This is a genomic window from Arthrobacter sp. ISL-5, assembly GCF_018613835.1.
Taxonomy (GTDB): Bacteria; Actinomycetota; Actinomycetes; order Actinomycetales; family Micrococcaceae; genus Arthrobacter.
In genome coordinates, this window is record NZ_JAGGPM010000010.1 from 32,782 (window position 1) to 50,183 (window position 17,402).

The window sequence follows — 17,402 nt, forward strand, 5'->3', positions numbered from 1 at the left end:
TCGCATCAAGGCGCTCAGGCCGAGAAGCCGCCGTCGGCCTTGATCAGCTGGCCCGAGACCCAGCGGCCCGCCGGGGAAAGCAGGAAGGCCGCAGTGCCCGCCACGTCCGCCGGGGTTCCCATCCGGCCTCCGGGCTGGCGCCGGGTCAGCTCTTCGCGGACCTCCCGGGTCATCCAGCCGGTGTCCACCGGGCCGGGGTTCAGCACGTTGGCGGAGATCCCCAGCGGGCCGAGCTCCCTGGCGGCGGCAATCACTATCCGGTCGAGCGCCCCCTTGGAGGCGCCGTACGGGAGGTTGAACGCTGTGTGGTCGCTGGTCAGCGCTACGATCGCGCCGCCGTCGTCCGCTGCCTGCCGCGCGAAGGCGCCGATCAGCTGCCAGTTCGCGCGGGTGTTGACGGCGAAGTGGCGCTCAAAGCTTTCCAGCGTGGTGTCCAGAATTCCGGAGTCGACGGACTCCGCATGGCTGAGCACCATGCCGTGGAGGGTGCCTGCCTGTTCGGCCACGCTCGCCATCAGCCGGTCCACGGCTTCCGGATCCTGGAAATCCTCAGGCAGGGAGATCACCTTGGCGCCGATGGCCTCCAGCTCCGCGGTGAGCCGTTCGACGTCGTCCGGCTGGATTCCCCACAGCATCCGCGAGTCGTAGTCCTGCCAGTACGCCAGGACCAGGTCCCAGCCGTCGGCCGCAAGCTGACGGGCGATTCCGGCGCCGATACCGGCCAGGCGGCCGACGCCGGTCACCAGGGCGGTCTTGCGCTGCGGCTCAACCGGCTGGGGCTCCGCGAGGTTGGATTCAACCTGCAGGGGCTCGGGTTGCAGGCTCATGACGGCAGCCCCGTCAGCGAGCCGCGCCGCAGCACCACGAGCCAGCAGGCCAGGATCGCCAGCGCGCAGAACACACCGGCGCTGGAGGCCATGATCCACAGCCCAGGCGTCTGGACGTTGAGGTTTTCGGCCCCGAACAGAGTGCCGATGGACTTGGGAGAGAAGAGGAACACGATGACGGATGCGCCGAGGATCCCGCCCATGAGCCAGCGCGTCAGGCGGTGGCGCTCCGGCGTCTCGCGCAGGGTCCATGCAAAGGCCGGCAGCACTGCGGCCATCCAGACCCAGTGGTGGGACCAGGAGACAGGGCTAATCAGGAGCATCGTGAGTGCGGTGGCGCAAATGGCCACCACCTTGGCTCCCTGGTCGCTGGCGGCCTTGATGACGGCCGCCCCCAGGACCACAACCAGCAGGCTCAGGGCCAGCCAGGGGACGGTGACCCCGGCCGCGGGAACGCCGAAGTGGAGCAGCGCGCCCTTGATGGACAGGTTGTCCACGTAGCCGGCGCCGCCGAGCCGGGAGGTGTCCGGCAGCATCTGGAGCCAGAACTGCAGGGACTCGGCAGGGCGCATGAGCCAACCCAGCAGCACCGTAAACGCGAAGCCTGCGGCCATGTTCAGCAGTCCGCGCCAGTCCTTGCGCATCAGGAAGTACAGGCCAAAGGCCAGGGGCGTCAGCTTGATCCCGGCCGCGACGCCCACCAGAAATCCGCTGCCCGGAAGTCCCCGGCGCCACCTCGGGTTGCCCGCCAGCAGGTCGGCCGCCATCAGTCCCAGGAGCAGGATGTTGATCTGGCCGAACACCAGCGTCTCCCGCCAGGGGCCGAGATTCATGATGGCAAGAAGCAGGACCACGGCGCCCATCCGGTTCCGCAGGGAGCCCCCGGCAGGCGGACCAAACGTCCCGCGCCAGCCGGAATTGCCGTTCCAGTACCGGACTCCCAAAGCGGCGACCCAGGCCGAAACGGCCACTCCCGCGAAGTTGAAGAGCAGCAGGGCCGTTGCCTGGGGCAGCCAGGCGAGGAGGCTGAAGACGAGGGCGGCGAACGGCGGGTACGTGAAGGCAAGCTCCGGGCCACCGGCCCATTGCAGGGTCTGCCGGTACAGCCCCGACGGCGCCATGCCGGCGTCGTTCAGGATCTTGCCGGCGTGCCAGTAGACACTGAAGTCCAGGCCTTCCCTGCCCCACGCGTCAAGCCGCGAGGAGATGAAAACGGCAGCGGCGGCGACAACCAGCAGAGTGACCAGTTCGCCGGAGACTGCCGTTGCCCAGGGCCTTCGCAGTAACCCCGAGGAGCCTGCCCGGGACCGTTCATGCGGGCCGGCGGCTGTGGAGTCATGCGCTAGGGCCGTATCTTCTGTTTGGGCCTTGTCTTTTGTTCGGGCGTCAAGCAGAGCCATTCGCTGTCCCCCAGATGCGTGAACCTGTGTGGTTTAGCCTCCGGGACGCACGTCGCGTCATGCCGCAGGACCAGCGCCCGCGCGGGGCACTCCGGCCAGTCTACCGAGGCACCCTGCGCCTTCCGCTCAGCGACGCACCGCTATGCGGACGCGGCCGCAGGTCACGCCGCGCCCGCTGCCACCGGGGTGGGCTGCCGTTTCCCGGCGTCCTTGCGGATGGTGGCACTGATGATCGCCGCGATGGTGCACATCGCGGCGGCGCCGAACCACGCGTAGGTGTACTGGCCGGTGGCGTCGCGGATGGCTCCGGCCGCAAGCGCGGCCGCGGCGGCGCCGAGCTGATGCGCGGCGAACACCCAGCCGAACACCACGCTGCCGTCGGCACCGAACACCTGGCGGCAGATGGCGGCCGTGGGCGGCACGGTGGCCACCCAGTCCAGGCCGTAAATCACGACGAACACGATCATGCTGGGCTGGACCGTGGCGCTCAGCAGCAGCGGCAGCACCAGCAGCCCGATCCCGCGGAACTGGTAGTACACGGCCAGCAGGATCCTGGGGTTGTAGCGGTCCGTCAGCCAGCCGGAGGCGATGGTGCCCAGGATGTCGAAGATCCCGACGACCGCCAGCAGGCCCGCCGCGGTGGTTTCCGGCATGCCGTGGTCGTGCGCGGAGGGGATGAAATGGGTGCCGATCAGTCCGTTGGTGGTGGCCCCGCAGATCGCGAATCCGGCCGCGAGCGCCCAGAACGTGCGCACCCTGCTCGCCCGCCTGAGGACCTGCAGCGCACGGACGGCGGCGTTCCGGCTCGGCTCGGCCGCCGTCCCGGTGGCCATGGCAGCGGCGGCGGACTTCGGCTCCTCGCCGCCAACCGGCGCCTCAGCGCCGTAAGGCAACACCCCGACGTCGGCCGGCGAGTTCTTCAGGAACTTCAGCACCAGCGGAACCACGGCGAGGGCGCCGGCGGCGATCAGCAGGGAGGCCTGCCGCCAGCCCGGATCCTGCGCCAGGAGGGCGATGAACGGCAGGAAGACCAGCTGGCCGGCGGCGCTGCCGGCCGTCAGGATGCCGATCACCAGCCCGCGGCTCTTGGAAAACCAGGTGTTCGCGATGGTCGCCGCAAAGACCAGGGCCATGGAACCGGTTCCCAGCCCGATCAGCAGGCCCCAGGTGAGGAGGATCTGCCAGGACTCATTGACCAGCACGGTCAGTGCGCTGCCGGCACCGATCAGCACGAGCGCGACGGCGGTGACGGCGCGGATGCCGAACCGTTCCATGAGGGCCGCGGCGAAGGGTGCCGTCAGGCCGAACAGCACCAGGTTGATGCTGACGGCGGCAGACAGCACGGTGGTGGACCAGCCGAACTCCTGCTGGAGCGGCACCATCAGCACGCCCGGCGCGGCACGGAAGCCGGCTGCGCCCACGAGCGCCAGGAACGCCACCGCGGCCACCACCCACGCGGGATGCAGCCGGCGCTTCCGGGGCGGCCCCGGCGGGGTCGCTGCCTGTGCGTCTTCTTCGTTGCGGGCGGCGGTCGCCTCGGGGCTGCTCATGCGGCTGTTCCTTTGTGTCCGGTTGTATCCGTAGGGTCCGTCTCTGCCTGCCCGCGCTCTTGGCGTTCGCGGGCGGTTGCCAGCGGCACCGGCTGCTCGGTGCGGGTCAGGCTGTGCCAGCTGGTGTTCTCCGCCGTGAGCCGCTCGCCGCACTCCGTGCACGTGTCCGCGGAACCGGTCCGCTGCCCGCAGGACGAATGGATGACGTACATGTGGGCCTGGCCGGACGGCGCAGGAACGTGCTTTTCGGACCAGATCACGACGGCGTTGAGCACCGGCAGGGCGTCCTCGCCCTTGGCGGTGAGCACGTACTCCTGGCGGGTGCGGCCGCCGTCGTCATACGGTTGCTTGGCCAGCAGTCCGGACTCCACGAGCGCGGCGAGCCGCCGGGTGAGGACCGAGTCCGCCACCTGGAGGCGCGTCTTCATGGCGTCGAAGCGGCCGTTGCCGAAGAACACCTCCCGGAGCACAAGCATGCCCCAGGGGTCGCCGAAGATATCCAGGCCGCGGGCCATGCTGCAGTTGCGTTGGGACCAGTCAGAGCGGAGTGGCATACGGCGAGGCTACCTGACTCTCTTGAAGAAAGCCAGACCTCTGCGCCGGGATCCGGCGTCGCCTGGGGCTCGGCCTTTACTGGATGAACGTGAAGGCGTGCTCAAGGTCTGCGATGAGGTCCTCGACGTCCTCGATGCCGCAGGACAGCCGGATGAGGTTGACGGGAACCGCCAGCTCGGTGCCCTTCACGGACGCGTGGGTCATCTCCGACGGGTAGTTCATGAGGGACTCGATGCCGCCCAGCGACTCGGCGAGGGTGAAAACGGAGGTGGATTCGGCCACCTTCCGTGCCGCCGCCTCGCCGCCCTTGAACTGCACCGAAATCATGCCGCCGAACTTCTTCATCTGCTTCTTGGCAAGGTCGTGGCCGGGGTGCGAGGGAAGTCCGGGGTACAGCACGGCCTCCACCTCGGGGCGTTCCAGCAGCCATTCCGCCACGGCCTGGGCGTTGTCGCTGTGGCGGTCCATGCGCACGCCCAGCGTCTTGAGGCCGCGGGTGGTGAGGAAGGCGTCCATCGGCCCGGACACGGCGCCCACGGCGAACTGCACGAAGCCGATCTTTTCCGCGAGCTCGGCGTCCTGGACCACGATCGCGCCGCCCACCACGTCGGAGTGGCCGCCGATGTACTTGGTGGTGGAGTGGACCACGACGTCGGCACCCAGGGCGAGCGGGGTCTGCAGGTAGGGCGACGCGAAGGTGTTGTCCACGATCAGGAGGGCTCCGGCGTCGTGCGCCACCTTGGCGAGGGCCTCGATGTCGGTGATCTTCATCATCGGGTTGGACGGGGTCTCCACCCAGACGAAACGGGTTTTGTTCGCGGCCACCGCAGCGGCGACAGACTCGAGATCGGACATGTCCACGGGGGTGTTGCCGATGCCCCAGTCCCCGAGCACGCGGCTGATCAGGCGGTAGGTGCCGCCGTAGGCGTCGTTGCCGAGGACGATGTGGTCGCCCGGCCGGGTGAGGGCCCGGATCAGCGAGTCCTCGGCCGCCAGGCCTGAGCTGAAGGAATAGGCGTGCGTGCCGCCCTCCAGTGCCGCGAGCTGTTCCTGCAGGGCATCGCGGGTGGGGTTGCCGCCGCGGCCGTACTCGTAGCCGTCGCGCAGTCCGCCGATGCCGTCCTGGGCGTAGGTGGAGCTGAAGTGCAGCGGCGGCACCACGGCGCCGGTGCGGGGCTCGAAGGCTTGGCCGGCGTGGACGGCGCGGGTGTTGAATCCTTGGTTTTCAGAGACAGACATGGGGCTCCTTGGACTAGTTGCTGAGGTACGCGAGGAGGTCGTGGCGGGTCAGGATGCCGATGGGGGCGCCAACAAATGTCACCATCACGGTGTCGACGTCGGACAGCAGCTCACGGGCCGCCGAGATGGTTTCCAGCGAGCCGATCACCGGGAGCCGGTCCCCCATGTGCTCGGAGATCTTGTCCGTCAGCTTCGCCTCGCCGCGGAACAGCTTGGCCGTCAGGGTCCGCTCATCGACGGCACCCATGACCTCGCCCATCACCACCGGCGGCTCCTGCGAGAGCACCGGGATGTGGCTGACGCCGAACTCGTTCATGATGTTGATGACGTCGCGGACGGTCTCGTTGGGGTGGATGTGGACCAGGTCCGGCAGCTCGCCGGTCTTGGACTTGATCACCTCGCCCACGGACGTTTCCTCGCCGCCGGCGAGGAAGCCGTACGAGCGCATCCACTGGTCGTTGAAGATCTTGGCGAGGTAGCCGCGGCCCGAGTCCGGCAGGATGACCACGACGACGGCGTCCTCGGGCAGATCCCGGGCCGTCTGGAGCGCGGCAACGACCGCCATGCCCGAGGATCCGCCCACCAGCAGGCCCTCCTCGCGGGCCAGCCGCCGGGTCATGGCGAAGGAATCGGCGTCAGTGACGGCGATGACCTGGTCCGGAACGGATTTGTCGTAGTTGGCGGGCCACATGTCCTCGCCCACGCCTTCGACAAAGTACGGGCGCCCGGTGCCGCCCGAGTAGACAGAGCCTTCGGGGTCCGCCCCGATGATCCTGACCCGGCCGCCGTCGGACTCCGGACGGTTCGCGGAGACTTCCTTGAGGTAGCGTCCGGTGCCGGTGATGGTGCCGCCGGTGCCGGCGCCGATGACGCAGTGCGTGACCTTGCCGTCGGTGTCCCGCCAGATCTCGGGTCCGGTGGTTTCGTAGTGGCTGAGCGGCGCGGCGGGGTTGGAGAACTGGTCCGGCTTGTAGGCACCAGGAATCTCGGTGACCAGCCGGTCCGAGACGCCGTAGTAGCTCTGCGGGCTGTCAGGGGCGACGGCGGTGGGGGTCACCACCACTTCGGCGCCGTAGGCCTGGAGCACGGCGCGCTTGTCCTCGCCCACCTTGTCCGGCACGACGAAGATGCATTTGTAGCCCTTTTGCTGGGCCACGAGGGCCAGGCCGACGCCGGTGTTCCCGGAGGTGGGCTCGATGATGGTCCCGCCGGGCTTGAGCTTGCCGTCGCGCTCGGCTTCCTCGACCATCTTGGCCGCGATGCGATCCTTGATGGAACCGCCGGGGTTCACGTATTCCAGCTTCACGAGGACGGTGGCTTTGATGCCGTCGGTGACGTGGTTGAGCTTGATCAGCGGGGTGTTGCCGATAAGGTCCAGGACGGACTGGGCGTACTTCATGGGTACAAACTTACCGTCTTGGCCGGCCTTGGCGTTTCAGGCGGCGCGCGGCACCACTGAAGGCTTCGCGGGCCCTAGCCAAGGCGCCTTCGGCACGGCAAGCTGGCTACGCACGCTCCATCCGATTCGCCGAAAGGAACCCCTGCCATGGACTGGACCCTCGAAGTGGTGGTGCTCCCGGTGAGCGACATCGACCGCGCCGTGGAGTTCTACCGCGACAAGGTGGGCTTCAACCTTGACCACGACACCAGGAATGAGCAGATGCACTTGGCCCAGCTGACGCCGCCGGGCTCAGGCTGTTCGATCGTCATCGGCGACCTCCCCTCGCAGAAGGAGATGGCGCCGGGGTCCATGCGCGGACTGCAGCTGGTGGTGTCGGACGCCCGGGCGGCGCGCGACGAACTGCTCAGCCGCGGCGTGGAGGCCAGCGAAATAACCGTCTTTGACGAGCGCGACGGCGGCACGTTCTTCGGGTTCAGCGATCCCGACGGCAACACCTGGGCCGTGCAGGAACTGAAGGTCCGTGCCCAGAAGCCGCTGATCCCGGTGGAGGCCCGCGCCCGCTTCGGCGAGGAGTAATTCGGGCAAGGAGTAGCGGAAGGCAGTCCCGCTAGCCCGCAGTTCCTCCTGCCTCTCCGGCTTCTCCTGCCGGCAGGTTCTCCCAGAGCCCCATGATGTTGCCTTCGGTGTCCTTGAAGTAGGCGTAGAAGCCCATGCCCGGGACGGTGTCCTTCGGCCTGACCGTGGAGCCGCCGAGCTGCTCGACGGTCCGCAGGGTGGCATCGATGTCGTCGACGTCCACCGTGATGACAGGCGTGGTCAGCTCGCCTTCCCGAGGCATCATGCCGCCGTTGATGGCGCCGGGCTCGGTGGGCCGGCCGGTCTGTTCATCCATCGGGGTGGTGATGACCACGTTGTAGTTCATCTCCGGCATGGGATCGATCCGCCAGCCGAGGGCCTGACTGTAGAAGTTTCTCGCCCGGTCCTGATCGTCCGCGGGGATTTCGAAATGCACTACTCCACCCATTGCACTCACCTGACAGTTCGAAGGGACGACGCGGCGGCACCGCGCCACACCTGGGATTGTAGTCCTCCGCACCGCGCGGGTTAAGGGGCTGATTCGAAGGCCGGCAGGCGGCGGCCCCCGGTGTCAGCGGTCCGTGGGACGATGATTCCATGACCATCACGGACGTCCCCGCCAGCGTTGCCGCTGCCGCCGACGCCTCCCTGCGGTGGCATCCCGGAGGCCCCTACAGCCTGCTCCAGACCCTGGGCACGCTCATGCGCGGCAACGGAGATCCCTCGTTTTCTTCCCGGCCGGACGGACTGTGGATGGCGTTCACGACGGCGGACGGTCCGGTCTCGCTGCGCCTCACCAGCGCCGAATTGGGACCGGAACCCCATGTCGATGCGCAGGCGTGGGGCCCCGGCTCCGCCGCCGCCCTCGCCGCCGTTCCCCGCCTTCTGGGCGCCGAGGACGACTGGTCGGCGTTTGACGAGCCGGGCTTCTCGGCGACGCTTCCCCGCATGGTCCGGGAGGCCCGACGCCGGAACCCCGCCATCCGTCTGCCGTCCACCGGGCAGGTGGTTGATTGCCTCGTGCCCACCATCCTGGAGCAGAAGGTCACTGTGATCGAGGCCCGGCGGGGTTTCCGCTATCTCATGTACCGCCATGGCACGCCCGCGCCGGGCGCCGGCACCGTAGCACCGGCAGGCCTCCTGGTCCGGCCAACGCCTGAGCAGTGGCTCCGCATTCCGTCGTGGGAGTGGCACCAGGCCGGAGTGGGCCCCCAGCGGTCGGCGACCGTCATGCGGGCGCTGCGTTCCGCCGTCGCGCTTGAACGGCTGGCCCTGCTGCCGGCGGCGGAGGCTGCCAGGAAGATGCAGACCATTCCGGGAATCGGCGAGTGGACGGCCGCTGAGGTGGTGCAGCGGACGCACGGCTGCCCGGACTCGATCGCCGTGGGCGATTACCACCTGGCGGCCGACGTCGGCGCCGCGCTGACCGGCCGGCGGACGGACGACGCCGGCATGCTGGCGCTTCTGGAACCGTGGAAAGGGCACCGGCAGCGCGTGGTCCGGATGATCGGGCTCAGCGGATTCCGGAAACCCACCTTCGGGCCGCGGATGACCATCCAGGACCACCGCCGGCACTGACTCCCTTCCGGAGCACCTCCGGGTTAGCCATCGTGGTGGTCCCAGCCTATCGTTTTTTCGTACTTAGTACGGTACGGTTCGTACTTAGTACGACACGTCGCTTCGACCGCATCTCCCCCCATCGTCATTTCCCTCGTCATCACCCCAGCGAAAGCAGAACCCCATGTCCACAACAGCACCCGCCCCACGGCAGGCAGAAGCTGGCCAGGCCACCCCAGCGGACCCTGAGTACGGGACCACCCGCACCCTGCGCGCACCCAGCCTGATCGCCGGAGTCGGGCTCCTCGTCATGGCAGCCCTGTCCGCGTTCGGAATTTTCGGCCCCCTGGACAGCCTCGTGACGCCGGGGGATGCGCCGGGCACTGCAGCGGCCGTGTCCGGCTCCGAAATGCTGTTCCGGCTGGGATCCGCCAGCCTGATCGCCGTGGCCGTGCTCGACATCATCGTGGCCGGCGCGCTGTTCGAAGTTTTCGCGTCCGTGAACCGCAGCGTCTCGGCGATGGCCGCAGTGTTCAGGGTCGCGTATGCAGGGGTCTTTCTCGTGGCGATCACCCACCTGTTGGAAGTGCCGGGGCACCTGGGCGACGGCGAGCAGATACTCCGTGCAGTGGATGCGTTCGACGCCCTCTGGAAAGCGGGACTCATCCTCTTCGCTGTCCACCTGCTGCTCATCGGCTACCTGGCCGTCAGGTCCGGATTCATGGCGACGATCTTTGGCGTCCTGCTCGTGGCTGCCGGGGGCGGGTACCTCATTGACGGGATGGGCGCCGTGCTGGTCCCGGCGTACTCCGTCAATATCGCGCAGTATGCCTTCGTGGGTGAAGTGGTCCTCATTTTCTGGCTGCTCATCAAGGGCCGCCGGACCATCCCGGCCGGCCGCCGGAGGATTCAGTAACCGTGGACGCCCCCGCCGGCCGGGTATAGCGTTTCGCCATAGAGCGCGAAAACCGGATCCCAGAGTCTCGCAACCTCGGGAGTACGCATTGATCCACACGAGCAAGCTGACTAAGACCTTCGTCGTCAAGAAGGAAACGGTGGAGGCGGTCAAGGCCGTCGACATCGACGTCGCCCCCGGCGAACTGGTGGCGTTCCTCGGCCCGAACGGAGCGGGAAAATCCACCACGCTCCGCATGCTGACCACCCTCCTGAAGCCCACCTCCGGCTCGGCCACGGTGGCGGGCCTGGACGTTGTGGCGGACCCGGCCGGGGTGCGGGCGCGGATCGGCTACATCGGCCAGGGCAACGGCGGCGGCCACAGCTACCGCGTGATCGACGAAATGGTCATGCAGGGCCGTTTCTACGGAATGAACTCCACAGACGCCAAGGCCCGGGCCGAGGAACTGCTGAAATCCCTGGACCTCGCCGACCTCGCCAAACGCACGGTCATCAAGCTCTCCGGCGGCCAGCGGCGGCGGATGGATGTGGCGCTGGGGCTGATGCATTCGCCCCGACTGCTGTTCCTGGACGAACCGTCCACCGGCATGGATCCCCAGAACCGCGCCAACCTCTGGGAGCACATCATGCGCATGCGGGCTGAGCACGGAACAACCATTGTGCTCACAACGCACTACATGGATGAGGCGGATTCCATGTCCGAGCGCGTCATCGTCATTGACCACGGAACCATCATTGCGGACAACACCGCCGCCCGGCTCAAGGCCGACCTCGCCGGGGACCTGCTGGCCGTCGAGGTCGCGGCAGCCTCCGCAGCCGAGGTGCGCGGGCTGCTGGGGCGCGCCGCCGCCGAAGGCGAGGTGGAGGAGCACGCGCACGACGGCGTCGTCCGTTTCCGGCTGCGGCTCAGCAACGGCTCCCGGCTGGCGCCCGAGCTGCTGAGGAGGATGCACGACGCCGGTGCTCCCGCCCAGTCCCTTGAACTGAAACCGCCGACGCTCGATGACGTCTTTCTTGAACTGACCGGGCGCAGCCTGCGGGAAGGGGCTGACGTGTGATGCCCGGACAACCCGCGCGGACTGAGCCCGCCGAACAGAAGCCCGCCGAACAGAAGCCCGGGCCGGACCGGATCCTGCGGGACACCTGGTATGTCTTCTGGCGGGAGATGCTGCTTCCCCTGAGGGACCCGTTCTCGCTCGTCTTCTCCCTCCTTCAGCCGCTGGTGTTCCTCGGCCTGTTCGGCCCCCTGCTCGGATCGGCTGTCGGAGCCCCGGCCTTCGGCGGGCAGTCCACGCTGCAGTGGTTCCTGCCCGGCGTCGTCGTCATGATCGCGCTGTTCGGCACGTCAATGACCGGCTCGAACCTGCAGTACGAACTGATGACCGGCTCCTACGAGCGGATCCTCGCCACTCCGCTGTCCCGCTCGTCACTGATGATCGGGCGGGCACTGAAGGAGTGGGCGCCGCTGGTGGTGCAGGGCCTCCTGATCTCCGTGGTGTGCATTCCCTTCGGCTTCGTCTTCCATCCGCTGCACGTGCTCGGCGGGCTCATCATCCTGGGCATCTTCGGCATCGGGCTCGGAGCGCTGTCCTATGCGCTGGCCCTGGTCTCGCAGAACAAGGAATGGATTTTCTGGGGCGTGCAGCAGACCCTGCTCTTCCCGCTGATGATCCTGTCCGGCATCATGCTGCCCATCGAGGCGGGACCGGAGTGGATGCGGGTGGCCAGCCTCTTCAATCCGCTGACCTACCTCGTCAACGCCGAACGCGAACTGTTCGCGGGCGGCGTCGGGGCTGACACGCTCTACGGACTGCTGGCCGCCGTGGTGACCGCCGCCGTCGGGCTGGTGGTCGGCATCCGGACAATCAGCCGGAACACCAACTAGGGCCAGGGCAAGGGCCGCAACTGTCCGTTCGGGCTGCTCCCCAGGCAGGCTGAGCGCGAACGGACACTTGAGGCCCCTCACATAGCGCGAAGGAACACTTGAGGCCCTGATCTCAGAGGCCCAGCCGGGCCACGGCTTCCTCGCGCATCTCCACCTTGCGGATCTTCCCGGAGACGGTCATGGGGAAGCTCTCGCGAACGTCCACATAGCGCGGGATCTTGTAGTGCGCCAGCTTCCCGCGGCAGAACTCCCCCAGGGCGGCGGCGTCCAGCGGCGCAGCGCCGGGATTGAGGATGATGCAGGCCATCAGCTCCTCGCCGTACTTCGGATCCGGGACGCCGATCACCTGCACGTCCTGGATCGAGGGGTGCGTATACAGGAACTCCTCGATCTCGCGCGGATAGATGTTCTCGCCGCCGCGGATCACCATGTCCTTCATGCGTCCCTCGATCACCACATAGCCGTCGTCATCCATGACCGCCAGGTCCCCGGTGTGCATCCAGCCGTCGGCGTCAATTGCCTCGGCGGTCTTGTCCGGCTGGTTCCAGTACCCCTGCATGACGGCGTACCCCCGGGTGCACAGTTCGCCGATCTCGCCGCGCTCCACCACGTCGCCCGTGATCGGGTCCACGACCTTGCTCTCGAGCTGCGGCATGGTCCGGCCCACGGTTTCGGTGCGATGCTGCATCGTGTCCCCATCCCGGGTCATGGTGGACACGGGTGAGGTCTCGGTCATGCCGTAGCAGATGGCCACGTCCCTCATGTTCATCTCCGAGATCACCCGGTTCATGACCTCGATGGGGCACAGCGAACCGGCCATCACCCCGGTGCGGAGCGTGGAGAGGTCGTAGGACGCGAAATCGGGCAGCGCCAGTTCGGCGATGAACATGGTGGGCACGCCGTACAGCGACGTGCCGCCGAAGTCCTGCACCGCTTCCAGCGCCGCGGCCGGCGTGAAACCGCGCCCCGGGATGATGGTCGCCGCGCCGTGGCTGAGCGCGTTCAGGTTCCCGATCACCATGCCGAAGCAGTGGTAGAACGGCACGGGAATCACCACGCGGTCGTGCCCGGTGTACCGGAGCAGTTCGCCGATTGAGTACCCGTTGTTGAGGATGTTGTGGTGCGTGAGGGTGGCACCCTTGGGGAATCCCGTGGTGCCCGAGGTGTACTGCAGGTTGATGGGGTCGTGCGGGTCAAGTTCCGCCATGCGTGCCTTCAGCCCGGAATGCGCGACGGCGTCCGCCCGCTTGAGCAGCTCGGCGTACGTCAGTTCCCGGTCACTTTGGGGATCGCCTGCGTCGAGCCCGGCGGAGCCGGCATCCGGCAGGAACACGAGTTCGCGCAGGTCCGGGCACTCGGCGAGCGCCTGACGCGCCATCCCCACGTAGTCGCTGTTCCGGTCCGACGGCGCCGTGACCAGCATCCGCATGCCGTTCTGCCTGACCACGAACTCCAGCTCGTGGCTGCGGTACGCCGGATTCACGTTGACAAGGATCGCCCCGATCTTGGCCGTGGCGTACTGCAGGATGGTCCATTCGGCGCAGTTGGGGCTCCAGATGCCGATCCGCTCCCCCTTCGCGACACCCAGGGCTAGGAGCGCGCGGCCGACGCGGTCGACGTCGTCGTTCAGCTTGGTGTAGCTCCACCGGCGGGCGTCCGCGCCGGGCACCGCCGCCGCCTCGATCAGCGCATCGTGATAGGGGAACTCTGCCACCACCCGCTCAAAGTTGTGGCCGATTGTCTCCTCGAGCAGCGGGACGTCAGTGTCCCCGGCTGTGTAAGCGCGCATGATGGCACGCTATCAAGAGGCCCCGGGCAAGAGAAGCGCAACAGTCGGGTGTCCGGCGTAAAGAGGGCGGGGCCGGTGGGCGGGGGCCGGTATTGTGAAAACCATGAGTGCACCCATCGACCTGCAGGCAACGTTCATCCCCAACGACGGCGAATTCTTCCGCGTGAAGCTCGCCCTGGAAATCGCCATTGACGAGGTAGTCAACGAGCCCGGCTGCATCCAGTACGAGCTCACCGAAGCCACCGAGGAGAAGCTGGTCCTGACCGAGAAGTGGGCCTCGGAGGAAGACCTGGACAAGCACTCCAAGGGCACGGCCGTCCAGGACCTCAACGAGTCACTCAGCGCGCTGCTGGCCGAGCCGGTCCGCTTGGAACGCCTCTAGTCCTACAAAGGCGAGTCCGCCGAACTAGACAACGCGGGGTCACTCCGCCCAGGAACTCGGTTCTTGGGCGCGGAGTGACCCCGCGTTGCTTTGTTGCGCTTGGTTGCTGCTGGTGCGCTTAGAAATCCGGGATCTGCGTGCCGTCCTGCGTTCCGGAGCCCTTGGCTGTGCTGCTACTGCCGGCGGCTGCCGCAGCTTCGGCCTGCGAGCGCGCCACGTGGGCGTGGACTTCCTCCATGTCGAGCGCCTTGACGGCGTCGATCACCTGCTCCAGCTGCGGGGCGTTGAGCGCGCCCGGCTGGGAGAAGACGAGGACCTTCTCGCGGAACGCCATGAGCGTGGGGATGGACGTGATGCCGGCCTCTGCGGCCAGCTGCTGCTCGGCTTCGGTGTCCACCTTGGCGAAGACGACGTCGCCGTGCTTTTCCGAAACGGCGGAGTATGTGGGCCCAAACTGCTTGCAGGGACCACACCATTCGGCCCAGAAGTCAACGAGGACAATGTCGTTGCCCTCGATGGTCGATGCGAACTGTTCACCTGTGATGTCAACGGTAGCCATGGTTCAACGGTACGCGAGGGGCGTCAGTAAGTCCCCCCGGATGCAGGTTTGTTCGCTCCCCGCGTCACCGGGAATATTGCCGGCGACGGCGCTTTGTCACGCTTCGTGTCCGGCCCAGACATGCGGGGCCGGCCGCCGTGCGCCCGGCAATGCGGTGTTCTGCCGCCATTCGTGAATCCACTCGGGGAGTTCCAGTCCGGCCGGCGGCTGGCCGAACTCCGCGAGGATTTCCTCCTGCGTCACGGGCCTGCCCCTGCTCACGAGGCGCGTGGCGATATAGGCACGGGCGTAGATTTCGCCCTCCGCCACCATGCGCTGCTCGAAATAGATGGCCTTGGCGTCCAGCCCGATGATCCTGGTCTCGATGGTGTATTGCTGCCAGAGCTGCAGGGACCGGCGGAACGCTATGGTCTCCCCGGCCGCCACCGGGCTCCAGCCCCGCCGGCGCATTTTCTGCCAAGTCCCGCTTCTCACCATCAGGTCAAAACGGCCCAGGTCCATGAGCGAGAAGTACATGCCGTTGTTGACATGCATCGCGATGTCTATGTCCGTCGGCAGCACACGGAGCGTCAGGGATGCGGAATCCCAGACGCTGAGCGGCGGACGTTTGGCTGACCTGAACAGCATCAGGAGTGTTCGCAGAAGCAAGTGCATGAGCACCATGTTACCCGCGAGTAACAAGCAGCGGAAGACCAAGTGTCGGCACGATCCGCCCAGGGGGGCGCACCTGCGGACTATTGCCGAATCCAAGTGTTCCTGACCGGAAAAACAGGTAACGGCTACTCGTGCGGCACCCTGCCGGCGTTTCCTAGACTCGAGTCAGGCTGGGGCCGGCACGTTAGCGAGCGTGCCTCATTCATGAATAACGGTCATGCGCCCCATACGCCGTGCTCCCTCCTTCCTGGTCAGAGCGCCTCCTTTGTTCTGCGCGTAACCGTCCGGCGAGCGCCCGGTCACCCGGCAGCGCGCGAATCAAGGGCACGCTATGAACCCTCAGGAAAGCCCAGGACTCCAGGAAGAGCCCGGCCCCCAGGAAAACCCGGCAATCCCGGTGGGCCCTGCCAGCCGGTCCCGCCTGGCCCCCGGACGGCGCCGAGCCCGGCTGATCATCGCGGCTGCCGCCATCGCCGGAGGCCTGCTCGCGACGTCTGCAGTGGTCAACGCAGTGGTGGCCCCTGGCAGCGGGAGTGCTTCTGCCGGCCAACAGGCTTCAGCGGCGGAGGCAACACCGGAGCCTGCTCTCACCGCAAATCCGACGCCATCCGCCACGCAGGCCGCCAAGGCGGCGCCCGTCAAGGCTGCCGCGGCTAAGGCCCCGGCCAAAGCGACGGCGGTCAAGGCTCCGGCCGTTGTCAGGAAGGCTGCGCCAGCCCCGGCCAAGGCGCCTGCCGCCAATACGTACACGGTGGTGGCCGGCGACACGGTGGGCTCCATCGCAGCGCGGTTCGGCGTCGATGTGAACAGCATGCTGGCCGCCAACGGCCTGGGCCCGTACTCCGTCATTGTTCCCGGGCAGACCCTGAAGCTCTCGGGGCCCGCGGTGGCCGTGCCCAAGGCCGCGGCTGCGCCCGCCCCGGCAACAGTACAAGCACCGGCACCGGCACCGGCACCGGCGGTACGGACCATCTACGTGGCCGGAGCGGGCGGGCAGGCACTCGTGGACAGCTGCATCGGCCCCATCCACTTCACGCCCACCGACGGCTATTCGCTGTTCATCACCGAGCACGACTTCTGCGGAGGCTGGGCGCGCTTCTCCGGGATCGGCGTCGGCGAGAGAGTCGACATCCCCGGGTACGGATCGTACACAGTGGCGGCCCGCAGCCAGGTGCCCAACCCAGGCACGACGAACGACGTCGCAGCGGTCTTCGGCGGGTTCCCGCGGGCGGTCCTGCAGACCTGCATTCCGGGGACCAGCCAGATGCTTGTCATAGCACTCAACTAGCGGCCCTCAACTAGCGGCAGGGCACAGCGGGTGGCTGCCGCAGCCGCGGCAGCCACCCGTAATATCGTCCCTATGACGCAGCAACGCTACCGGGATCTAGCCGAGTGGCCGCTGATGGGGACAGCCATAGTCTTCCTCGCGGCCTATGCCTGGCAGGTGGTCGGCCGAATGGAGGGCCGGGGCGCCGAGTGGCTCGAGGCCACCATGTGGGTCACCTGGGGCGTCTTCGCACTGGACTACGGCGCGAATCTGTGGCTGGCGGAAGACCGCCGCCGCTGGTTCGTCCGGAACCTCCACGAACTGCTGATCGTGGCGCTCCCCTTCTTCCGCCCGCTCCGGCTCCTGCGGCTGGTGACGCTGCTGTCGGTGCTCCACCGGACCGTCGGTGAAACGCGCAGGGGCAGGGTGGTCACCTATGTGGCCGCTTCCGCGGCCCTGCTGGTGTTCGTGGGGGCACTGGCCGTGCTCGACGTCGAGCAGTCGGCCCCCGATGCCAAGATCCTCACGTTCGGCGACGCCGTGTGGTGGGCGGTCGCCACCATCACCACGGTGGGCTACGGCGACATGTACCCCGTCACCGCGCTCGGCCGAGTTGTTGCGGCAGCCCTGATGATGAGCGGGATCGCCGTCCTGGGCGTGGTGACGGCGTCCATCGCCTCCTGGCTGGTCCAGCGCGTCGAAGAGAGCACCGGGGCCGCGGCGGAATCAGCGGAACGGCCCGTCATTGCGGAGGTGGGTGAGCTCGCGGCGGAAGTGGCCGCCCTCCGGCGCGAAATTGCCGAGCTCCGGCGGGACCCCACTCCTAGTAGTACTTGGTTATGTTG

The 17,402-nt window shown here is 67.6% G+C and carries 18 protein-coding genes; 8 read left to right on the forward strand and 10 right to left on the reverse strand.

Features of this window, described 5'->3' with window-relative positions:
* Positions 1–14: 14 nt before the first annotated feature.
* From J7I89_RS05490 to J7I89_RS05515, 6 genes are all read right to left on the reverse strand, one after another.
* Positions 15–827, reverse strand: coding sequence for an SDR family oxidoreductase (locus J7I89_RS05490; RefSeq protein WP_214968074.1), 813 nt, complete (start codon positions 825–827; stop codon positions 15–17).
* Positions 824–2,227: a glycosyltransferase 87 family protein gene (locus J7I89_RS05495; RefSeq protein ID WP_214968076.1), complete on the reverse strand. Its 1,404-nt coding sequence runs from the start codon at positions 2,225–2,227 to the stop codon at positions 824–826. Before J7I89_RS05495 ends, J7I89_RS05490 begins: the two co-directional genes overlap by 4 nt.
* 161 nt (positions 2,228–2,388) lie before the next feature.
* Positions 2,389–3,777 (reverse strand): MFS transporter, encoded by a 1,389-nt coding sequence (locus tag J7I89_RS05500; RefSeq protein ID WP_214968078.1) that lies wholly within the window; start codon positions 3,775–3,777, stop codon positions 2,389–2,391.
* Positions 3,774–4,331, reverse strand: coding sequence for a helix-turn-helix domain-containing protein (locus J7I89_RS05505; protein WP_251044969.1), 558 nt, complete (start codon positions 4,329–4,331; stop codon positions 3,774–3,776). The genes J7I89_RS05500 and J7I89_RS05505 overlap by 4 nt, the downstream gene beginning before the upstream one ends.
* Before the next feature lie 76 nt (positions 4,332–4,407).
* A complete protein-coding gene (locus J7I89_RS05510) occupies positions 4,408–5,571 on the reverse strand; it encodes a cystathionine gamma-synthase (protein WP_214968080.1) in 1,164 nt (387 codons plus the stop codon).
* A 13-nt stretch (positions 5,572–5,584) separates the two neighbouring features.
* Positions 5,585–6,970: a cystathionine beta-synthase gene (locus tag J7I89_RS05515; protein ID WP_214968082.1), complete on the reverse strand. Its 1,386-nt coding sequence runs from the start codon at positions 6,968–6,970 to the stop codon at positions 5,585–5,587.
* Positions 6,971–7,117: 147 nt separating this feature from the next.
* On the opposite strand from J7I89_RS05515, the gene J7I89_RS05520 reads away from it, so the two are divergent.
* Positions 7,118–7,549: a VOC family protein gene (locus J7I89_RS05520; RefSeq protein WP_214968084.1), complete on the forward strand. Its 432-nt coding sequence runs from the start codon at positions 7,118–7,120 to the stop codon at positions 7,547–7,549.
* Between the two features lie 31 nt (positions 7,550–7,580).
* On the opposite strand, the gene J7I89_RS05525 is transcribed toward J7I89_RS05520, so the two are convergent.
* On the reverse strand, positions 7,581–7,997 hold the full coding sequence (locus J7I89_RS05525; RefSeq protein WP_214968086.1) for a VOC family protein: 417 nt from the start codon (positions 7,995–7,997) through the stop codon (positions 7,581–7,583).
* A 149-nt stretch (positions 7,998–8,146) separates the two neighbouring features.
* On the opposite strand from J7I89_RS05525, the gene J7I89_RS05530 reads away from it, so the two are divergent.
* From J7I89_RS05530 to J7I89_RS05545, 4 genes are all read left to right on the forward strand, one after another.
* The gene (locus tag J7I89_RS05530; protein WP_214968088.1) at positions 8,147–9,127 is read left to right on the forward strand and encodes a DNA-3-methyladenine glycosylase; all 981 of its coding nucleotides are present in this window, start codon (positions 8,147–8,149) and stop codon (positions 9,125–9,127) included.
* A gap of 163 nt (positions 9,128–9,290) precedes the next feature.
* The gene (locus J7I89_RS05535) at positions 9,291–10,022 is read left to right on the forward strand and encodes a DUF4386 domain-containing protein (RefSeq protein WP_214968090.1); all 732 of its coding nucleotides are present in this window, start codon (positions 9,291–9,293) and stop codon (positions 10,020–10,022) included.
* An 88-nt stretch (positions 10,023–10,110) separates the two neighbouring features.
* Complete coding sequence (locus tag J7I89_RS05540; protein WP_214968092.1) at positions 10,111–11,079, forward strand: ATP-binding cassette domain-containing protein; 969 nt, start codon at positions 10,111–10,113, stop codon at positions 11,077–11,079.
* Positions 11,079–11,906 carry an ABC transporter permease gene (locus J7I89_RS05545; protein WP_251044970.1) on the forward strand — a complete coding sequence of 276 codons (828 nt, stop codon included), beginning with the start codon at positions 11,079–11,081 and terminating at the stop codon, positions 11,904–11,906. Before J7I89_RS05540 ends, J7I89_RS05545 begins: the two co-directional genes overlap by 1 nt.
* A 112-nt stretch (positions 11,907–12,018) precedes the next feature.
* Here the strand turns inward: J7I89_RS05545 and J7I89_RS05550 are convergent, their stop codons facing one another.
* The gene (locus J7I89_RS05550; protein ID WP_214968094.1) at positions 12,019–13,695 is read right to left on the reverse strand and encodes an AMP-binding protein; all 1,677 of its coding nucleotides are present in this window, start codon (positions 13,693–13,695) and stop codon (positions 12,019–12,021) included.
* A gap of 103 nt (positions 13,696–13,798) precedes the next feature.
* Here J7I89_RS05550 and J7I89_RS05555 point away from each other — a divergent pair, with 103 nt between their 5' ends.
* Positions 13,799–14,077 carry a putative quinol monooxygenase gene (locus tag J7I89_RS05555; RefSeq protein WP_214968095.1) on the forward strand — a complete coding sequence of 93 codons (279 nt, stop codon included), beginning with the start codon at positions 13,799–13,801 and terminating at the stop codon, positions 14,075–14,077.
* Positions 14,078–14,195: 118 nt separating this feature from the next.
* On the opposite strand, the gene J7I89_RS05560 is transcribed toward J7I89_RS05555, so the two are convergent.
* Together J7I89_RS05560 and J7I89_RS05565 are read right to left on the reverse strand one after the other, a co-directional pair.
* Positions 14,196–14,636, reverse strand: coding sequence for a co-chaperone YbbN (locus tag J7I89_RS05560; protein WP_214968097.1), 441 nt, complete (start codon positions 14,634–14,636; stop codon positions 14,196–14,198).
* 96 nt (positions 14,637–14,732) lie between these two features.
* A complete protein-coding gene (locus J7I89_RS05565; protein WP_214968098.1) occupies positions 14,733–15,290 on the reverse strand; it encodes a thioesterase family protein in 558 nt (185 codons plus the stop codon).
* 331 nt (positions 15,291–15,621) lie between these two features.
* Here J7I89_RS05565 and J7I89_RS05570 point away from each other — a divergent pair, with 331 nt between their 5' ends.
* Entirely contained in the window at positions 15,622–16,578 is a 957-nt protein-coding gene (locus J7I89_RS05570) for a LysM domain-containing protein (protein WP_214968100.1), read from the forward strand.
* A gap of 72 nt (positions 16,579–16,650) precedes the next feature.
* Positions 16,651–17,402: potassium channel family protein (locus tag J7I89_RS05575; RefSeq protein ID WP_214968102.1), on the forward strand; the 752-nt coding region annotated here is incomplete at its 3' end.